The sequence below is a fragment of the Paenibacillus sp. FSL L8-0663 genome (assembly GCF_038008125.1).
Lineage (GTDB): Bacteria > Bacillota > Bacilli > Paenibacillales > Paenibacillaceae > Paenibacillus > Paenibacillus polymyxa_D.
This window is the reverse complement of record NZ_JBBOYM010000001.1, coordinates 2,718,618-2,742,207: the sequence shown is the minus strand read 5'-3', so window position 1 is coordinate 2,742,207 and position 23,590 is coordinate 2,718,618. Positions and strand designations below refer to the sequence as shown.

1 protein-coding gene (running past one end of the window) is annotated in these 23,590 nt (G+C 51.5%); it reads right to left on the bottom strand.

Going from position 1 to position 23,590, the window contains the following annotated elements; genetic code table 11:
* On the bottom strand, positions 1-23,590 hold the 5' portion of the coding sequence (locus MKY75_RS11935) for a non-ribosomal peptide synthase/polyketide synthase (protein WP_340885401.1). 18,578 nt of this gene lie to the left of the window's left edge; only the first 23,590 of its 42,168 coding nucleotides appear in the window; its start codon is at positions 23,588-23,590; its stop codon lies off the left edge, out of view.

The following is a 23,590-nucleotide window of genomic DNA, read 5'->3' as shown; positions in this document are numbered from 1 at the left end:
TCCAGACCAAATGATACGTTTCTTCATCGGTTTGCAATACCTGTACGCGCATAAGTGCATCCGTACCGAGATCAAAGCCTCTAGCCTGGTCTTCCTGCTTAAACGTCTGGATATACGCCTGTTGCTCCGCTTCCTGCATTTCGCGTATATCCTTGAAGGACAGATCGCTATCTTTGTGACGGAACACGATTTGCAATGGCTCCGGACCATGTCCTGTTTCAAATCGATGGAAATTCGTCCGCAGTGCTTCATGACGCTGTGTCAGTACATCTAGACTCTTGCGGAAAATTTCAACATCAAAGCTGCCTTTTTGATCAAACGACGCTTGCTGGAAGTATGCACCTGAGTCCGGCTCCATCAGACTATGGAACAGCATCCCCTTCTGCATCGGCGAAAGAGCATACACATTTTCCAGTTCGCCCACAGAAGCCGTTTGCTCCGTCAATTGCTCCAGTTGTTCCAACGACAAGCCTTTGAACAAGACATCGCTTGGGGTTAGTTCGCTCCGCTCTTGGGAGGCACAATGCGCGATCACTTCCTGCAGGCTTTCCTGCAGCAACTGCGCAAAGTTCTCTACATTTTGCTGTTGATATACCTTACTGTCATAGCGAATGTCCAGTGTCAGCCCGCCTGCTGTAATCATGCCGTTCACATTCAGCGGCTGCTCCAGAACGGTATGATCACTCATCGGCTCTCCACCTGGATGCGAAGACAGCCTGATATCCCCATTTTCCAAGTCCTGATCAAATTGTCCCAAATAGTTAAAGCTAATTTCAGGCTGCAAGGTCAAGGAAGGATGGACATCATGCTGAGACATATATTTCAAAATGCCGTAGCCAATGCCCTTATGCGGTACATGGCGCAGGTCTTCCTTCACCCGCTTGATTCGCTGCCCTACTTCTGCCTTCCCATCCACATCAAGCAGCACCGGATATTGGCTCGTAAACCAGCCCACGGTACGTGTGATGTCGATATCTGGAACAATGGCTTCCCGGCCATGGCCCTCCAGATTGACCAGTACGCGCTCCTGACCGCTCCAGTTATATAACGCGGTGCCGAGTGCAGTTAACAGCAGATCATTGACCTCGGTGTTGTACGCACGATGCGATTCCTGAAGCAGTAGCCGGGTTTCCTGTTCGCTCCAAGCCACGCTCACCGTCGCAGTGTCTCTGATTAGAGAATGTTGTCCCTCCGCTCTCTCTTGATCCTTAGGCAACGATGCAACTTCCATTTGGGCAAGATGCTGCCAATATTCGCGTTCGTTGTCGATCGCCGGACTGTTCGCATATTGAGACAACTGCTCTGCCCAAGCAGAGAAAGAGTCCGTTTTATATGGCAAGCGAATCGCTTCTCCCCGCACGGCCTGCTCATACCCAGTGGCAAAATCCTCAAACACAATCCGCCATGAAATCCCGTCTACGACCAAATGGTGGATCGCAATCAGTAAATGATCTCCATCCATGCAGCGGAAAAGTCCCAGCTTCACCAGCGGTCCTTCATCTAGACGAATAGAGCTTTGGATGGCATTGGCTTTCGTTTCAATCGCCATCGCCACCTCTGCCGTGTCTTCGACGCCTGTCAAATCAACAACGTCCAGACTGTACAGCTCGCCTTCGTTCACACCGCGATTCCACGCTTCATAGCCCTGTTCGGTCTGACGGAAGACCATACGCAATGCATCATGATGCTCCGTCACCTGGGTCACCGTTTGATGCAATGCGGCTTCAGCGAATCCTTGTGCTCTATACAGCATCACCGATTGGTTGAAATAATGTGGCTCTGCTGAGGATTGTCCAAAGAACCATTGCTGTATTGGGGTCAATTTAACTGCTCCCGAGACCACCCGCTGATCGGCTGTGCGGCTAACTTTGTGTACATGACTGCTCAGCAGTGAAATGGACGGATATTGGAACAAATCCTTCATCTCCAGCTTGTAGCCCGCTTGCAGCAAGCGGGACGATACCTGGATCGCTTTGATCGAATCGCCGCCCAGATCAAAGAAATTATCCAAAATGCCGACTCTCTTTGCTCCTAATACAGACTGCCAAATGGACACTAACGTCTGCTCCAGTGCTGTGCGCGGCTCTACATAATCCGCTCCGCTTTGCAAGCTGCCCTCCGGTGCTGGCAGTGCCTTGCGGTCGATTTTACCGTTCGGTGTCAGTGGCATCTGCTCCAGCTGGATGAAATACGAAGGCACCATATAGTTGGGCAGATCCTCACCCAGTAAGCTACGCAGCTCCCCAGCGCTTACGTCTCTTTCAGCGACATAGTACGCCACCAGTTGGTTTTGCCCCTGTTCGTCCGCTTGGGCCAGTACGATGACCTCTTGCACGTCTTCCACTTTCAAGATTTGTGCCTCGACCTCACCCAGCTCGATCCGGTAGCCCCGGATTTTCACCTGATGGTCAATCCGGCCCAAATATTCGATGTTGCCGTCTGGCATCCATCTCGCCAAGTCCCCCGTACGGTACATTCGTTCATAGCCTGCTTCACCAACCGCAAACGGGTTCGCTACAAATTTCTCCGCCGTCAGCTCTGGACGATCCAGATATCCACGCGCCAGACCTGGACCAGACACGCACAGCTCACCTGCTACGCCTACCGGAGCCAAATGTCCATGCCCATCCACCATGTATACCCGATGATTCGGCACAGGACGTCCAATGGAAATGAGTTGTCCAGCCCTTGCATCCTCGGACACCGGCCAGATGGACGTTGCAACTGAGTTTTCAGTTGGACCGTAGCCGTTGTAGTACGCCACTTGATCCTTCCACTTGTATACCAGTTCGGTGGAAGATGCTGAACCCGCAGTGAACAGAATACGCAGGTGTGGCATCCGCTCTGGCTCCAGATACACCGCATAGGTCGGCGGCAAAGCGGCCACCGTAATCCGGTGATTCGCCATATATTGCTCAAACCGCTCGTAGTTCAAAATCGTCTCTGTCGTTGGCACATATAACGTGGCTCCGCAGAACAGCGCTTGGAAGATTTCCCAGCAAGCCGCATCAAACGAATAGCTAGCGAACAGCAACGCATGATCCGACGTGCGGATTCGAAGCGTCTGATCAAAATACGTTTTCAGATTGCACAGCCCGTGATGCTCCAGCATTACACCCTTCGGCTGCCCCGTCGTCCCCGATGTATAAATCACATACGCCAAATCATTTGGACCAGACCATGGCTCCAGATTAGAATCATCCTCGTGGTACACCGTTTGCTCCCCGTCCAACACCAGCACATGACCGTCGATAGCGGCTTTGTCCACCAGATGGCTTTGCGTCAACAGCAGCTTCGCCCCCGAGTCGTCCAGCATGTAGCGGATACGCTCCTCCGGATAGGTTGGATCGATGGGGACATATGCACCCCCGGCTTTTAAAATCCCGAAGATACCTACGATCATGTCCACCGACCGCTCAGTCATCAGACCCACCAAACGATCCTTCGTCACGCCTTGACTGCGCAAGGTACGAGCCAGGCGATTGGCGCGTTCATTCAGCTCGCGATAAGTCAGCGTTTCTCCTTCAAAGAACAAGGCTGTCTGCTCCGGCGTCTGCGCGCTTTGCGCCTCGAACAAGGCATGGATCGTTTGCTCGCTTGGATAGGCTGCCGCTGTATTCCCCCAAGCCTCGACGATTTGCTCACGCTCCTGCATGGTAACCATATCCAGCTCATGTACACGGATGTCCGGATTCGCTGTCACCTGCTCCAGCAGCTGTACCAGATGACCTCGGATTTGCTCTACACTTTCCCGTTCAAAGGCCAGGGCATTATAACCAAAGCTCATGTGAATAGTGTTGCCCGGCAGCACCACCAAGTTAAAGTCATAGTTGGTCTGCTCGACAGACTCGGCTCCGGTGATCGTGAAGCTGGACTCTTCACCGCTGCCTAATTGCTCAATTTGCTCCTCTACCGGATAGTTCTCAAAAATAAGAATATGATTGATCAAATCCTGCTTAAGCTCCGACAGCCCCTGAATTTCATATAACGGATACGTATCATAGACATGGGAATCGATCGATTGCTCCTGGGTTTGCTTCATCACGTCTGAGAATAAACTGTCCACTTGACTGCGGATGCGTACAGGAATGGTATTGATAAACAGACCAATGATGTGCTCCACATTCGGAATGTCTGCCGGACGTCCAGATACCACGCTGCCAAACACCACATCATCTGTGCCATTATATTTTTGCAGCAAAAGGCCCCAAACCGTCTGCATCAACGTATTGATCGTCACCTGATAACGCTTGGCTATGCGCTGAATGCCTGCCGTTAGATCCTCGCCTAAGTCAAAGTCCAGACGATCCGCCTGATACCCCGTCTTACCCTGGATTTTTGCCTGTGGCAAGCGGGACTGTTCCTCATATCCTTCCAGAACCTTGCTCCAGTAACCTGATGCGGCCTGACGATCCTGCTGTTCCAGCCATTCGATATATTGACTGTACGGCGTGACAGGGGCCAGTTCCGGCTGCTTATGAGCCAGGATCGCAAAATAACTCGCAAACACTTCGTTTGTCACCAGCGACAAGCACCAGCCATCCATCACGATATGGTGGAAGCTCCACACAAAACGGTACGCTTCCTCACCTGTGCGCAACACAGCCACACGCATCAAAGCATCTTGCGCCAGATCAAAGCCTCTTTGCTTGTCTTGGCGCGTAAATTCGAGGATGTACTCGTATTGCTTCACTTCCTCCATATCCCGCAAATCTTCCACATACAGTTCACTGCGCTTATTGCGGTACACAACCTGAAGCGGTTCATCCTGCCAGCCGCTGTAGAAATTCGTGCGCAGTACCGTATGCCGCTGCATTAATACATCCAAACTGGCCGCAAACGCATCGATATTAAAGTGCCCTTGCAAATCAAAGGATGCCTGTTCAAAATAAGCTCCTGATTGCGAATCCATCAGATTGTAAAAGAGCATCCCCTTTTGCATCGGCGTCAGTGCGTATACATTTTCCAGCTCACCGGTATGTGCCGCCTGTTCCGCAATTTGTTCCAGTTCTCTAGTCGTCAGACCTTTGAAGGACACATCACTCGGGGTCAGTTCCGGCTGTTCCTGAGCGACGCAATGCGCAATCACCTCTTGCAAAGCGGATTGCAGCAGTCCTGCCACACGTTCCAGCGTTTCTTGGCGATACTGCTTACGGCTGTAAGCAATCGTCAAGCGCAGCGTGCCTTCCGAGATCATCGCGTTTAAATCCAGCGTATATTGCAGCGGTGAATGTGCATCCTCTGTCTCTCCTGCGCTATAGGAAGACAATGTGATTCCACTGTTTTGTAGATCCTGATCGACCTGACCCAAATAGTTAAAGCTGATTTCCGGTTCTGCTGCAATCGCATGCGCTTTACCCGATTCTGATGCATGGGACAAGTAGCGCCAAGTTCCATAGGTTAGCCCTTTATGCGGAATCCGGCGTAGGCCTTCCTTCGTTTCTTTAATCCGCTCTGCCAGCGTCAGATTTGCACCCGTATCCAGCAGTACCGGATACAAGCTTGTGAACCAGCCTACGGTACGTGTCATATCCACCTCGGGCAGGATCGCTTCCCGGCCATGGCCCTCCAGGTTCACCAGCACCTGTCCTGCGCCTGTCCAGTTGTGCATCGCCAATCCTAATGCGGTCAGCAGCAAATCATTGACCTCGGTGTTATAGGCGCGATGGGCCTGTTTTAACAACTGCTGGGTTTCTGCTTCGGTCCACTCTACCGTCAGCACTTCTCTGTCTGCATTCAAAGAGCCCTCATAGGCAAAATCCTTAGGCAGCGGCGCCGCTTCCGCTTTGGCCTGTTCCAGCTGCTTCCAGTACATTTCATCCGATGCAGCCTCAGGACGGTTAGCGTAAGATGACAACTCCCGTGCCCATGTTTGGAAGGAATCCGTTTTATATGGCAATCGTACAGGCTCGCCTTTGATCGCTTGCTCGTAACCTGTCGAGAAATCTTCAAACAGAATCCGCCACGACACTCCGTCTATCACCAAATGGTGAATAGCTATGAGCAAATGATCGCCCTCGGCTGTGTGGAACAATCCCAGCTTCACCAGCGGTCCTTCGGACAGGTGAATGCTGCTTTGAATTTCATTTGCCTTCGCTTCCAGCGCTTCCGCATAGACTACTTGTTCACGGTAGTCTGCGGTTTCCAGCGTATACAACGCGCCTTCATCTACACCGCGTGTCCAAGCCGTATAACCAGAGGAATCCTGACGGAAAACCGTACGAAGCGCATCATGATGCTTCACGATGTGATCCATGACTTGGCGAACTGCCGTCTCATCAAAGCCCTCGGCACGATAGAGCATGACCGCCTGATTAAAGTGCTGCGGACGCTCGCGCTCCTGCGCAAAGAACCACTGCTGGATCGGTAGCAACGCGGTTTCCCCGCTCACTTCTCCTTGATCTGCCATACGGCTGACCTCATGCAAATGCGGTGCCAGTGTTGCAACCGTTGGATACTGGAACAAATCCTTCATGTCCAGCTTATAACCGGCCTGGAACGCACGGGATGTAATTTGAATGGCCTTGATCGAATCGCCGCCCAGATCAAAGAAATTGTCCAAAATACCGACCGTCTGTAGTCCCAGTACCGACTGCCAGACCGCTACCAAAGCGCGTTCTGGCGTGGTACGCGGCTCTGCATAATCAGCTCCGGTTTGCAGGCTGCCTTCCGGTGCTGGCAGGGCCTTGCGGTCAATTTTTCCATTGGGACTCAGCGGCATCTGCTCTAGCTGTACAAAGTACGATGGCACCATGTAGCTTGGCAGCTCCCGGCCCAGCTCACTTCTCAGCTCACTGGCTCCTAGCTCTTGCCCCGCAACATAGTAGGCCACCATTTGTTTTTGGCCCGTTTCATCCGCACGAGCCATGACCACTGCTTCTCGTACCGATTCCACTTGAAGCAGCTGCGATTCCACCTCACCCAGCTCAATCCGGTAACCCCGGATTTTTACTTGATGGTCGATCCGGCCCAGATATTCGATGTTGCCGTCCGGCATCCATCTCGCCAAATCGCCTGTGCGGTACATCCGTTCATACCCGGCTTCCCCGCCGGCAAACGGGTCTTTCACAAATTTCTCGGCCGTCAGCTCCGGACGGTTCAGATAGCCTCGGGCTACGCCGACACCGCCGATACACAGCTCACCTGCAACCCCAATCGGCTGCAATTGCTCCGTGCCTTCCTTCACGATGTACAGACGAATGTTTTGAATCGGTTTCCCGATCGGGATAACCGCATATTCCCCATCCGGCTCGCAATCAAAGTACGATACGTCCACCGTCGCTTCGGTTGGTCCATACAGGTTGATCAGCTTCGCTCCGGTCAGGCTCGACACGAGTCGTTGGAACCGGGCCACATGCTGTGGCGGTAAAGCTTCACCACTGGCAAAGACATGGCGCAGCGTGCCCAGCTTCGCTTGCATCACTTCCCGAGGCTGCTGCTCCACGTACTCCAGAAACGCATGCAGCATAGCGGGTACAAAGTGCATCGTGGTTACGCCATCGCGGGCAATCGTGTCCACGATCTCTTCCGGGTTCTTTTCCCCGCCCACGGACAACAGGCTTACCTTCGAGCCGACCATTGACCACCAGAACAGCTCCCACACCGACACGTCGAACGTGAAGGCGGTCTTTTGCAGGATCGTATCCTCCGCACTCAAGCCGTAACGATCATGCATCCACAAAATCCGGTTCAGCACGGAATGATGCTCCACCATCACGCCCTTCGGTTTTCCTGTGGAGCCGGAGGTATAGATGACATAGGCTACATGATGCGGCCCGGCCAGTGGCTCCAAATTCGAACCGTCTTTGTGGTAAATGTCTTGGCCATCCTGCTCCTGACGATCCAGCACCAGCACCTGGCCGTCGAAACTCAGTGAGGCTTGCTCCGCCAGATGCGATTGCGTCAGCACCAGCTTCGCGCCCGAGTCCTCCAGCATAAAGCGGATGCGGTCGGCTGGATATTCTGGATCAATCGGCACATAGGCTCCGCCTGCTTTGAGGATCGCGTAGATGCCTACGATCATCTCCAGCGAACGGCGGACCAGAATACCGACTGGTTGATCCGGTTCAACACCTTCCGCACGCAGCGTCCGAGCCAAACGGTTCGCTCGCTCATTCAACTCCGCGTAGGTCAACGATTCCGATCCGCACAACACTGCCACCTGATCCGGCGTGTTCGTGGCCTGCTGCTCGAACAGTGCACTTAGCGTCTGATCCTGTGGATAGGCTACCGCCGTATCCCCCCAAACCTGAACGATCTGTGCCTGTTCTTCTGGTGTTACCAATTCCAGCTCATTCACACGGATATTCGGATTGTCCACAATTTGCCTGATGACATGGTCGATATGGCCCTGGATACGCTCCATAGTAGACCGGTTATACACCAGAGCATTGTATTCAAGCAGGATAGACATATCCTCGTCAGGCACGACAATCAGGTTAAAATCGTAGTTGGTTTGCTCGGCAAGTGCCACATTGGCAATCGAGAAGCCTGTTTGTGCCTTTGTCTCGCCGGAACCGCCTATCTGCTTCATCTGCTGCCCAATCGGGTAGTTTTCAAAGACCATGATGTGATGAATCAGGTCTTGTTTTTGTTCAGTCCGTGCCTGAATATCGTAGAGCGGAAACGTATCATAGACACTGGAGGCCAAAGCCTGTTCCTGTGTGCGCTGCAATACTTCAGCAAATGTAGCATTCCGTTCACTTTGAATCCGAACCGGTATGGTATTGATAAACAATCCAATCATGTTCTCCACACCTGGAATGTCTGCCGGACGACCGGATACCACACCACCAAACACAACATCCTGATTATTATTGTATTGCTGTAAAATAACGCCCCACACACTTTGCAGCAAGGTGTTAATCGTGACATGTTGTTGCTTGGCTATTTGCTTTAATGCGGCACTCCGTTCTTTACCCAACATAAATGGCAGCTTTTCCGAAACATAGCCAGAATTTGAACTTCCACCACTTCCGTCTGGTTCTTCATCCCGTGCGGCTACAGAAGCTTGCGCATTCTCACCAGGCAACAAGGTTTGCTGCTCAAAGCCCGCCAAATAGTCACTCCAATAACGGGTCGCTTCCTGTGCATCCTGATCTTGCAACCATTCGATATAGTCACTATACGGCTTGACAGGTGCGAGCTCTGGCTGCTTGTTCTCCAGCAAGGCAGCATAGGCACCAAACACTTCGTCCGTCATCAGGGACAGGCACCAGCCGTCCATCACAATATGATGGAAGCTCCATACAAAACGGTATGAGCTTTCACCCGTGCGGAAGACAGCTACACGCATGAGCGCATCCTTGCTTAAATCAAAGCCTCGAGCTTTGTCCTGGGCCACAAATTCAGCTACAGCCTGTTCACACCCTCTGACATCCTCATAAAAGAAGCTCGGATTTTTATGACGATAGACAATCTGCAACGGTTGACCATGCCAGCCACTATAGAAATTCGTCCGTAATATCGCATGTCGACTAACCAGCAGCTTCAAGCTTTCCTCGAATATAGATGGCGCAAAGTTGCCCTCCAGATCAAAGGTCGCCTGCTCAAAATACACGCCTGTTTCTGCATTCATCAAACTGTGGAACAGCATACCCTTTTGCATGGGGGTTAACGGATATACATTTTCCAATTCCCCAACCGTCTGGGTCTGCTCCTTAATCGTATCTAATTGCTCCAGGGTCAGACCTTTGAACAGTACATCACTTGGAGTTAATTCGATCCGATCTCGTGTAACACAATGCTCGATAACTTCAAGCAGATTGGATTTCAACAGGTTGGCTAACATTTGGACCGTATCTTTACGGAAGGCTTTGCCGTTATACCGAATGTCCAGTTCCAGGATGCCGTTCGTTACGATTCCGCTCACATTGAGCGCAAATTTCATCTTCGTCCGGTCACTAACGACCGATCCCATCGAGTAAGGAGACATACGAATATCGCTGTTTTGCAAGTCCTGATCCAGCTGTCCGAGATAGTTAAAGCTCACTTGTGGCTCGGCAAAAGCTTGATGTTGACCAAGATGCAGTGCATCTGCTTGCTGAGCCATGGCTTGGCCGGATTCACTCAAATATCTCCAGATTCCGTAGCCCATTCCTTGATTCGGAATATGACGCAGACTTTCTTTTACCTGTTTGATGCATCCCGACAAAGCGTGATCACGACCGATGTCTAGCCATACCGGATATGGTCTCGTAAACCAGCCTACCGTACGAGAAATGTCCGTATCCGGCAAAATGTTCTCACGTCCGTGTCCCTCTAAATGAATCAGACTGCGTTCATGACCCGTCCACGTATACAGCATCATGCCCAAAGCCGTCAGCAACAGATCGTTCATTTCCGTGTTATACGCACGGTGTGCTTGCTTCAATAATCTTTCTGTCTCTTCTTCCGTAAGCTGGAAGGCCACTGTATCCGTGTCAGCTAAGGTAAATGTTTCGGCCTGCGCTTGATCCTCAGGCAAACGTACTTGGTCAGCCAAAGCAGCTGCGTTCCATTGTTCCCAGTAGGCGTGTTCACTGTCCATGGCTGCGCTATTCGCATACTCGGAAAGTTTTTGTGACCAGGAACGGAATGAATCCGTTTTGTCCGGCAGCTGAAGCACTTTCTGATGAACGGCCTGTTCATAGGCAGTAGCCAAATCCTCAAACAAAATACGCCAGGATACCCCGTCCACGACCAAATGGTGAATCGCCATCAGGAGATGATCGCCATCTACACAGTGGAACAAACCTGCTTTAAACAGCGGCCCTTCATGCAGTTGGATACTCCTTTGAATTTCACTGGCTTTCGCCTCAATGGCTGCGCTGAGCGTGGCTTTATCCGTCAAGTTCGTAAAGTCCACCACATCCAGATGATACAGCTCACCTTCCTGTATTCCGCGACTCCATGCTTGATAGCCTTGTTCTGTCTTGCTGAACACCATCCGCAAAGCATCATGATGCTTTGTCAGCTTGCCAAGCGCCTGACGCAGAGCCGACTCGTCAAACCCCTGCTCCCGGTGCAGCATAACCGCCTGATTAAAATGATACGCATCCACTTGCTCCTGCGCAAAGAACTCGTGCTGGATCGGAAGCAATGCCGTTTCTCCGCTTACTTCTCCCTGATCTGCCATACGACTGACCTCATGCATATGCGATGCCAGGGTTGCGACGATGGGATAGCGGAACAAATCCTTCATGTCCAGCTTGTAGCCGGCCTGGAATGCACGCGATACGATTTGAATCGCCTTGATCGAATCGCCACCCAGATCAAAGAAATTGTCCAACATACCGACGGTTGGCACACCCAGGACGGACTGCCAGACCGCTACAAGCGCTCGTTCCGGTGCAGTGCGTGGCTCTACATAATCCGCACCGCTGTGCAGATTGTCTTCCGGTGCTGGCAGGGACTTGCGGTCGATTTTACCGTTCGGTGTCAGCGGCATCTGCTCCAACCAGATGAAATACGACGGCATCATATAGCTTGGCAGTTCTTGTCCCAGCTCCTGTCTCAGCTCACCGGCTCCCAGCTCTTGACTCGCGACGTAGTACGCCACGAGCTGTGTTTGACCCGTTTCGTCCCCACGAGCCATGATGACCGCTTCTTGTACCGACTCCACCTGCAACAGCTGCGATTCGATCTCGCCCAGTTCGATTCGGTAGCCCCGGATTTTCACCTGATGGTCCATCCGCCCCAAATATTCAATGTTGCCGTCTGGCGTCCATCTCGCCAAATCGCCTGTATGGTACATCCGCTCATGGCCTGTCTTGCCCCCAGCAAACGGATTATTTACAAATTTCTCGGCCGTCAGTTCTTCACGTTTCCAATACCCACGGGCCAATCCTTCCCCGGCAATACATAACTCGCCCGGCACGCCGACGGGCTGCAATTCCCCATTCGCATTCATGATATAGATTTGGGTATTCGCGATAGGACGTCCAATATTAATATGCTGGGCATGGGTCAGTTCCTGCACGGCCGACCACACCGTCGTTTCTGTAGGTCCGTACATGTTATAAATACGGGGACCGTTTATCTCTTGCAGTGCTGCGAGCAGCTTGGACGGAAGAGCTTCGCCCCCAACCATAATTGCCTTCACGCTTTGCAGCGCGCGCGAGCCTACTTCATGACCCAGCAGCATTTGTAGCCGGGATGGTGTCATTTGCAACATCTCAATCGAATGTTGAGTAATCAACTCACCAAGTGCCTGAGGATTCACCTGATGCTGGCTGTCGCCAAGCACAACCGTCATTCCACCCAACAGGGGGAGAATGGTTTCCAATACGAAAATATCGAATGAAATGGTCGTCAGTGACAACATGGTTTGGCTCGCTTCAAAATCAATGACTTCGCGCATCCCAGTAATAAAGTTGAGGACCGAGCGATGCTGGAGCATAACTCCTTTCGGATTTCCAGTCGAACCCGACGTATAGATGACATAAGCCAAATGCTCTGGGCGGGCAATCGTCTCCAGGTTGCTACTTTCTCCCTGATACAATGCGGCATCCTCAAGAAACAGGGTATTGGCATGGCAATGGTGTTCTTCTGCCAGTTCACGACGGGTCAGAAGCACTGCGGCCTCGCTGTCTTCCAGCATGTATGCAATACGAGAGGATGGAAATTCGGGATCAATCGGCACATAAGCACCGCCTGCTTTTAGCACGGCCAGCAGACCTACGATCATTTCCACGGAGCGCTGTACCATCAGACCGACCAGCTTGTCTGGTCCTACTCCCTGGGCTCGAAGCATTCGTGCCAATGAATTGGCCCGTTCATTCAGCTCCCGATACGTCAGACGCTGATGTCCAAACACCAATGCTACCTGATCCGGCGTATATTCTACCTGCTCCTCGAACAGCTGATGGATCGTCTGTTTGCATGGGAATGCACAAGCGGTATCATTAAAGGCCGCTGTAATCTGTTGTTTTTCTGCTGCTGTGAGTAGTTCCAGTTCTTCCACCCGAACATGCGGATTGAGCGAAATTTGCTCCAGCAAACGTGCAAAATGTCCATACAAACGCTCAATGCCTGCTTGATCAAAGCTGAGCGTGTTATACATAAAACGAATCTTGATGCCTTCTCCCGGCATCACGACGACGTTCAGATCATAGTTGGTTGCCTCTGTAGACACCACGTTCGAAATCGTAAATTTATTCTGCCCATCGCCGCCTAACTGTTCTACCTGCTGCTCCACCGGATAATTTTCAAAAATCATAATATGATTGATTAAATCCTGCTTCTGCTCGGTCAGTGCTTGAATTTCATACAGCGGGAACGCATCGTAGGCATTGGAAGCCAGCGCCTGCCGCTGTGTTCGTTTCATCAGCTCGACAAAACTTTCACCTGGTTCAGACTGCACACGCACTGGAATTGTATTGATAAATAGCCCGATCATGTGCTCCACGCCTGGAATATCTCCCGGGCGACCGGACACAACGCTGCCGAACACGACATCCGTACTGTTGTTATATTTTTGCAACAGAACGCCCCATACGGTTTGAATCAGCGTATTGATCGTGACCTGATTTTGCTTCGCCACCCGTTCGATCTGAGCAACCAGCTCTGGCTGGAATTCGCAATCCAGATCTTCAGCGACATATTCCCCGGTGTGCATCGATTTAGGCTGTGCTTTTTGCTGCGGAAGCGTAATTTGCTGCTCATAGTCCGCCAGATACCCACGCCAGTATTGCAAGGCTGCCTCACGGTCCTGACGTTCCAGCCATTCAATAAATCGACTGAACGGCGTGACAGGCTCCAGCGCTGGCTCATGACCCGCGCGCAGGGCCAGATAGCTACCAAATACCTCCTGTGTCATAAAGGACAAGCACCAGCCATCCATCAAAATGTGATGGAAGCTCCAAATAAAGTGATACGTTTCATCCCCGGTTTGTAGGATCGAGATACGAAGGAGTGCGTCCTCCGCCAGACGGAATCCTTTGGCTTTATCAGCAAGGGTAAATGCCTCCACACGCGCTTTACGTTCTTCTTTTTTCAGTCCGCGCAGGTCTTCATAGTACAACTCTCCGCTGCGGTTGCGGAAAACGACCTGTACAGGCTCATCCTTCCATGAACTGATAAAGTTCGTCCGCAATGCCTCATGACGCTGTACGAGCAGATCCAAGCTCTTGCCGAAAGTAACCACATCAAAACGACCGTTCAACTCAAAGGTGGCCTGTTCAAAATAAGCTGCCGAATTTTCATCCATCAGACTGAAGAAGAGCATGCCCTTTTGCATCGGCGTCAAAGCATACACATTTTCCAGCTCACCCATATCTTGCGTATCCTTCACCAATTGCTCCAGCTCATCCAGCGTTACATGGTTTAACAGGACATCACTTGGGGTCAACACCGTTCTTTCTTGGGCGACACAATGATGAATCACCTCACGCAAGCCGGATGCCAGCAGCTCTCCAAGTCGTGCAATCGTCTCATGACGGAATTGCGTTGTACCGTAGCGAATCGTGAAAATCAGTTCTCCATCCTCGATGACTCCATTGATATCCAGTGCAAAATCCATAGCCGCATTCGTGCTGACAGGCACACCGATGGAATAGGAGGAAGGCTCCAGATCATTGCCTTTATAATCCTGATCGAATTGGCCCAGATAGTTAAAACTGATCTCAGGCTGAACCTGTAACTGCACGCCTGGTTTCTCCAGCACATTCATATCTGACAGGTATCGTAAAATACCATAGCCGATGCCTTTCTGCGGAATATGACGCAGCCCTTCCTTGATCCGTTTGATCAGACGAGCGGTATTTCCGCCCTGGCCCAGACTTCCATCCAGTACAACCGGGAATTGGCTCGTAAACCAGCCGACCGTCCGCGTAATATCCACATCCGGTACAATGGCTTCCCGTCCATGGCCCTCCAGGTTGACCAGCACTCGTTCGGAACCAGACCAGTCATATACGGCTTTTCCGAGCGCAGCCAGCAACAGGTCATTCATTTCCGTGTTGTATGCGCGATGAGCTTGTTTGAGCAACTGCTCGGTTTCCTGCTTCGTCCAGCGGACCGTCACAACCTCACTGTCTCCGAGCAGGGCTTTATCATTCGCAAAATCCTTCGGCAAAGGCTTCGCAAGACTGGCTTCTGCTTGTTCGATATGCTGCCAGTATGCGAGCTCCCGTTCCATCGTCGCACAATTCGCATAGGCTGACAGCTGTTTGGCCCATACCTGGAATGAATCTGTTTTATGTGGCAGTCGGATAGCTGTGCCTGTTTTGCCTGCAATAGCCTGCTCATAACCGGATGCCAAATCCTCCAGCAAAATACGCCACGATACACCGTCCACAACCAAATGATGAATGACGATTAGCAAATGGTCGCCCTCAGCGCAGTGGAACAGACCGAGCTTCACCAGCGGCCCCTCGCTCAAATGAATGCTGGCTTGAATTTCACTCGCCTTGGCTTCTACAGCGGTGGATTCGTCTTCAACGCCGCTAAAATCTACAATGTCCAGTGTGTATAGCTCGCCTTCCTCTACACTGCGGTTCCAAGCGGCATAGCCCTGCTCCGTCTCACGGAATACCGTGCGCAATGCGTCATGATGCTGGACAATACGGTCCATCGTACGGCGTAGCGCGTCGACGTCAAAGCGCCCAGCTCGGTACAGCATCATCGCCTGATTGCTGTGGTGCAGATCAGCAGGCTGCTGCTCGAAGAACCATCGCTGAATGGGTGTCAGATCTACCTTGCCTACTGCTTCTTCCTGACTGGCCATCTTACCATCTGTACGAAGCAAAGGACTGAGCGCCGCTACCGTCGGATTGCTGAACAGATCCTTCATGTTCAATCGATAGCCTGCTTGCAGCAAGCGGGACGATACTTGCAGTGCTTTGATCGAATCGCCGCCCAGTTCAAAGAAGTTATCCTGCGTGCCTACCGCTTCCACGCCGAGTACTCCGGCCCACACTGCAGCCAGTACTTGCTCCACCGTGGTACGTGGTGCCACATAGGCTGCACCCGTATGGATGCTTCCCTCCGGTTCCGGCAAGGCCTTGCGATCGATTTTGCCGTTGCTGGTCAGCGGAATCGTCTCCAGTCGCATCAAGCGTGCTGGCACCATATGCGCTGGTAACCCGGATTCCAGTTCTGCTTGTACTTCCTCGATCCGCAGCTCAGCTTCTCCCGTGATGTACCCGCACAAGTACTTGTGTCCACGCTCATCCGTCCGGTCGATGACTACGGCTTGACGCACACCCGGTACCCGCTGGATCGCCGTTTCAATCTCGCCCAGCTCAATCCGGTAGCCCCGGATTTTGACCTGGTAGTCCATCCGACCGATAAAGTCCACATTGCCGTCTGGCATCCACCGCGCCAGGTCACCTGTGCGGTACAATCGTTCACCGGCTACATACGGATTCGCCACGAATTTCTCGGCCGTCAGGTCTGGGCGGTTCAGGTATCCACGTGCCACTCCAGCACCGCCAATGCACAGCTCGCCCAGTACGCCGATCGGCACCGGATTCAGCTGGCTGTCCACGATGTAGAAGCGTGCGTTCAGCCATGCCTGACCAATCGGCACACTGCCGCTACTTGGCAGCTTTGACAGTTCTTCGTCGTAGAAGCTGGAGTCAATCGCCGCTTCCGTGACGCCATAGCTGTTCATAATGCGAATATCTGCGCCAAACCGTTCTTGCAGCACCCGATAATCCGTCACGCTGCAGCTATCCGAGCTGGTGATCAGCAGTTCCAGACTGCTCATGTCAAGGCCCTGTTCATGCACATGCTGCATAAACGGTACGATTAAAGCCGGTGTGGATTCGAACACCGTAATCTGATAATCGTGAATCCAGCCATACAGACGGCTTGGATCAATCCGGTCGTCTTTCGGGCAGATGACCATCGTGCCACCGTTATAGAGCGCCCGCGCGATATCGCCGACGAACACGTCGAAGGAGAAACTTGCCAGTTGTAACAGGCGTACTGGGAACTGGTTCAAACGGTAATCCCGTCGGTATGCCACAGCTGTGTTTACCAAACTGTGATGCTCGATCATGACACCCTTCGGACGTCCCGTTGTACCGGAGGTGTAGATCACATATGCCAGATCCTGCGGCTCGTTGATATGTTCCACATCCGTGGCATCTCCGGTGTACAACGACTCATCGTCCAGCGCCAATACAGTACGCAGACGCAGCCCTGTTGCCGGTTCGGATGCTTCTTCGTTGTCAGAACTCGAATCTAATTTAAAACTTACGCCTTCACTCAGGCTGCCTCTTTCCATCGTTTCAGCGCCAGTCGCTATTTCCAACTCGCCCTCAGACTGCCCACCGGCCAAGACCTGTCGGCTCTCCTCCAGCCATGCTTGCGCGCGTTCCTGCAAACCTGTTTGCGTAAGCAGCACCGTAGCGCCGCTGTCCTCGAGCATAAAGCGGATACGTTCTGAAGGATAATCTGCATCCAGTGGCACGTATGCACCGCCGGCCTTCCACACCGCCAGTACGCCGACCATCATGTCCACCGATCGCTCGCTCAAAATACCAACAATGGATTCACGCCCAATGCCTTCCTTCCGCAATCTACGAGCAAGTTGATTCCCACGCTCGTTCAGCTCGCGGTACGTAAGCTGCCGCTCCTCGTATACCACTGCCACATGATCCGGCACAAGCTGCGCTTGTTCTTCCACATAGACGTGGAACAACCCTTCTGATTGCTTTTCATCACTCCATGCAGCTACGCCCACGGATCCAAAACCATCGATGATTTTTGCTTTTTCCGCAGCAGTCACCAGCTCAAGTTCATCTACCAGCGCATCTGGTCTGTTAATCGCTTCTTCAATCATATGCAGCAAATGCTCGCGGATTTGCTCTACAGCCGTGCGTTCCAATACTTGCGCGTTGTACTCCAAATGGACATGAATTTCATCGCCCGGCACAACCGTAATGTTGAAATCATAGTTCGTTTGCTCCGACACGGAAGCATTTGCAATCGTAAAGCCATTCGTGCCACGACTGCCCATTTGCTCCATGCGCTGTTCCACCGGGTAGTTTTCAAACACCATAATATGGTTCACCAGGTCCTGTTTCTGCTCTGTTAGGGCCTGAATTTCATACAACGGATAGGTTTCATAGGCACGGGAAGCCAGTGCCTGCTCCTGTATCTGCTTCATTAACGCAGCAAACGTCATATCTTTCTCACTGTGAACTCGTACAGGAACCGTATTAATGAACAAACCAATCATTTTATCGATGCCCGGAATATCCGCTGATCTGCCGGATACGACACTGCCAAATACAACATCCCGACTGTTGTTATACCGTTGCAGCACAACGCCCCACGCTGCTTGCAGAAGGGTATTGACCGTTACTTGCTTCTGCTTAACCAGCTTGTTCATCCGTTCCGTCACTTCGTGGCCCAGTGTAAACGAAAGCTTGTCCGCTTCATATTCTTTAGCGTGACTGTCCAGCTGTTTTACCTGCGGTAATACGGTCTGCTGCTCAAAGCCAGCAAAATAATCACTCCAGAACCGTTCAGCCTCCACGTTGTCCTGCCGATCCAGCCATTCAATGTATTCGCTGTATGGTGTTACCGGAGCGAGCTCCGGCTTGCGGTCTTCGAGGATGGCAAAGTACGTATTAAATGCTTCCCCTACAACAAGGAACAAGCACCAACCGTCCATCAAAATATGATGGAAGCTCCACACAAAACGATACGACTCCTCGCCTGTACGTAAAATAGACACCCGCATCAGCTCGCCTGAGCTGAAATGAAAGCCTTCGGCTTTGTCGCGTTCAGCAAAATCAGCAATGTATGCGTCCTGCTCACCTTGTTCCATCGAACGTACATCTTCAAAACGGAACCCGGCGTGCTTGTGACGGTACACCACCTGTAAAGGCTGCTCATTCCATCCGCTATAAAAATTCGTTCTGAATATTTGATGGCGATCCACCAGCTGATTTAGGCTTTCGGCAAAAGCCTCCACTTGAAAGCTGCCTTGCAGATCAAATGTCGCCTGCTCAAAGTACGCCCCGGATTGCGGCTCCATTAAGCCGTGGAACAGAATGCCTTTTTGCATGGGTGTGAGCGAATAAATGTTTTCCAGTTCTCCCGCATTAGCCGTCTGCTCTACAATATGATCCAGCTCTCCAGCCGTCAGTCCTTGGAAGGACAAGTCGCTTGGTGTCAGCTCCGGCAACTCTTTACCCACACAGTGAGCCAATACCTCACGTAAGCCCTCCTGCAACAGATCAGCCAGCTTTTTGATTGATTTTTTCATAAACATTTTGTTGCTGTAGCTGATCGTCAGCTCCAGTGCACCGTCCGTGATCATGCCGTTGATATCCAGAGCATACCGCTTAGTCAACGTGTCACTCATGGAAGCTCCGATGGAATAAGGAGACATGCGAAAGGCATTATTCTTTAAATCCTGATCGAATTGTCCGAGATAGTTAAAGCTGATTTCTGGCTCGGCAACAAAAGCTGCTTCTCCTTCACCGCTAGCAAGATATCTCAAAATCCCGTATCCAATCCCTTTATGCGGCAAACGGCGCAGCCCTTCTTTGACGTTCTTGACACGCCGTCCTACATTCCGGTCCTCGTCCATATCAAGTACAACCGGGAATTGGCTGGTAAACCAACCGACCGTGCGCGTAATATCCATATCCGGCAAAATGGCTTCCCGTCCATGACCCTCCAGATTTACAAGCACCTGACGGATGCCCGCCCACTCCTGAATTGCAGTGCCCAGAGCTGTCAGCAGCAGATCGTTTGCTTCCGTATTGTAGGCCCGATGAGCTTGTTTCAAGAATTGTTCTGTTTCTTCTACCGTCCACGCTACGGTCAGTGTCCGATCATCGCGAAGCTGTGGCTTGGCCTGAGATTTACGAGTGTAATCTTTAGGCAAGGATGCCTGGCTCTTCCCTACTTGCTCAATTTGCTCCCAATACGCACGCTCCTTCTCCAACGCTGCACTGCTCACATAAGCGGATAGCTGGTCTGCCCACAGACGGAAGGAATCCGTCTTATTCGGCAACCGGACAGACTCGCCCCGTAAAGCCTGCTCATAGCCGGTTGCCAAATCCTCCAGCAAAATACGCCAAGACACATCATCAACCACCAAATGGTGGATCGCCACCAGCAAATGGTCTCCATCGTTGCAACGGAACAGACCCAGCTTTACCAGCGGTCCTTCGGATAGATTCATTTTGTTTTGAATTTCAGTTGCTTTCGCCTCAATCGTCGCGCTCAGCATGGCTTCATCCGTCAAAGCCCTAAAGTCTAGCACGTCCAGATGATACAGCTCGCCTTCCTGTATTCCGCGGTTCCACGCTTGGTAGCCTTGCTCGGTCTTCCTGAATACCATCCGTAGTGCATCGTGATGCTCGGTCAACTGGATTAGCGCCTGATGCAAAGCAGCTTCGTCAAAGCCCTGCTCCCGGTGCAGCATAACCGCCTGATTAAAGTGATGCGCGTCTACATGCTCCTGTTCAAAGAACCAATGATGGATCGGAAGCAATGCCGTTTCCCCGCTCACTTCTCCCTGATCTGCCATACGACTTACCATAAACGGTGCCAATGCTGCGATGGTTGGACAGCGAAGCAGATCCTTCATATCCAGCTTGTAGCCTGCCTGGAACGCACGGGATACGATTTGAATCGCCTTGATGGAATCGCCGCCCAGATCAAAGAAATTGTCCAAAATACCTACAGTTGGCACGCCCAAGGCAGACTGCCAGATCGCCACGAGTGCCCGTTCCGGCGCGGTATGGGGCGCTTCATAATCCGCTCCGCTTTGCTGACTGCCTTCCGGTGCTGGCAGGGACTTGCGGTCGATTTTACCGTTCGGTGTCAACGGCATCTGCTCTAACTGAATGAAATACGACGGCACCATATAGCTTGGTAGCTCCCGCCCCAGCTCACTTCTCAGTTCACTGGCTTCCATTTCTTGACTGGCCACATAGTACGCCACCATTTGTTTTTGACCCGTTGTTTCGTCCGCACGGGCCACGACAGCCGCTTCTCGTACCGACTCCACCTGCAATAGCTGCGATTCGATCTCGCCCAGTTCGATCCGGTAGCCACGGATTTTAACCTGGTGATCCATTCGTCCCAAATATTCAATATTGCCATCCAGTGTCCATCTCGCCAAATCGCCTGTACGGTACATCCGTTCATAGCCCTCTTTGCCTCCGGCAAACGGATTTCCCACAAATTTCTCTGCCGTCAGATCTTCGAGATTCCAATACCCACGGGCCAATCCTTCCCCCGCAATACATAACTCGCCCGGCATACCGACTGGCTGCAATTCCCCGCTCGCATTCATGATATAGATTTGGGTATTCGCGATCGGACGTCCTATATTAATTTCTTGAGCATGAGTCAGTTCCTGTACGGTCGACCAAACCGTCGTTTCTGTAGGTCCGTACATGTTATAAATACGGGGACCATTTATTTCTTGCAGTGCTGCGAGCAGCTTGGACGGAAGGGCTTCACCTCCCACCATGATTTCCTTCACGCCTCGCAGCGCGTGGGAACCAGCTTCATGATCCAGCAGCATCTGTAGCCGGGATGGTGTCATTTGCAACATGTCTATAGAATGATGAGCAATCAACTCACCCAGCGCCTGAGGGTCCACCTGATGCTGATGGTCGCCAAGCACAACCGTCATTCCGGCCAACAGTGGCAAGATGGTTTCCAAGACGAAAATATCGAATGAAATGGTCGTGAGTGACAAAATGGTTTTGCCAGCTTCAAAGTCAATGATTTCATGCATCCCGGTAATAAAGTTCAGTACCGAACGATGCTGGAGCATAACTCCTTTTGGATTTCCGGTCGATCCAGAGGTATAGATGACGTAAGCCAAATGCTCTGGGCGAGCAATCGTCTCCAGGTTGTTGCTTTCTCCCTGATACAATGCTGCATCCTCAAGAAATATTGCATTGGCATTGCAATGATGCTCTTCCAACAGATCACGACTGGTCAGAAGCACTGCAGCCTTGCTGTCTTCCAGCATGTATTGAATACGAGATGACGGAAATTCAGGATCGATCGGCACATAAGCACCGCCTGCTTTTAGAACAGCCAGCAGGCCTACGATCATTTCCACGGAGCGCTGCATCATCAGGCCGACCAGCTTGTCAGGTCCTACTCCCTGTGCTTGAAGCATTCGTGCCAATGAGTTCGACCGTTCATTCAGTTCCCGATAAGTCAGACTCTGACTTCCAAACATAACCGCTGTCTGATCTGGTGTGCATTCTGCCTGTTTCTCGAATAACTCATGAATCCCCACATCGTCTGGAAAGGGAACTGTGGTCGCATTAAATACATTCATAATTTGTGCCCGCTCTTTGTCACTCATCAGTGACAACTCCTGAATCCGCTGCTGTGGCCCTTTCACCATATGCTCAACCACACTCAAGAATTGACGAATAATTCGGGCGATTTCCTGCTCGCTGAACAGCTCGGTCCGATAATCCAGTTGCAATACAAGTTTATCGTCATCCAGCATATCAATCATGGCAATATCAAAGTCACTCACTGTATCTCCGCAGAAATCGGTATGCACCTGCTGAACAGCTTCATCAAAACGAGAGAAGCTCAGCGTACGGTACTGAATGGTAACGCCAAACAGGCGGCCAATATCCGTGCCGCTTTGTTGTTCACGCAAATCCTGTATGATTTTGTTATACGGATAACGCTGATGCCGCAAAATGGACGACTGCTCCTTGCCAACACCCTGTAGGAAAGTAAGCAGCTCGGATTCCGGCTCAACTTGCAAACGTGTAGCCACAGTGCTGACGAACATGCCCATTGTATTTTTTTCCTTCTTCAACGTACGGTTAGCATACAATGTACCAACCGTTAAATCTTGTTCACCTGTCGTTTTATGTAAATAAATATACAGAGCAGCCAGGAAAAATGTAAAAATACTGATGTTATGCGCCTCGCAAAAAGCCGTGACACCACGATATAATTCGTGCTCCAGTGTATAGGTCTCCCGGCGTGCAGCCGTGCTTACTGTGAGCGGATTGTACGATTTTAAACCTGTAACCTCCGGCAAATTGGCAAATTTCTCCGTCCAGTACATCTTATCCTTTTGATAGCGGTCCGATTGCTCATAGCTTTGCTCCGTCTGAATAAAATCGAGATATGAGTTCGCTGGGGCCGGCGCATCTGAACCTGTACCATGCACAATATTCATATAATTCCCCGTAATTTCATTAATGGCCTGCTCCATGGTAACGCCATCCGAAATAATATGATGCATCTTGAAACTAAACCAGGTGTCTTCTGCCCCCAGCTGCAAAATAGTAAACCGATACAGCTGCGAATCCAGTAAGGGGAACGGCTGTGCGTTGTGATGGCTGACCCATAGCTCAGCTTCCTCCGGGGTAACCTGAAGCGTTTCTATGCTTTGAGCAGCAAACGGTTCCACATATTGATAGGGGATGCCATCCCGAGCCGTGATTTTGATACGAAAAGAATCGTTTTGTGCAATCACCCGGTTCATTGCCTGCTGCAATGCATTTATTCGAACCGTTCCCTTGATTTTAACAGTGGTAATAATCGTGGACGTGTTGCGATTGGGATACACAAGCTCCGTGTACCAAATACGTTGCTGTGGTTGGCTTAATGCAAACAGTTGAACATTGTGCTGAGTCAT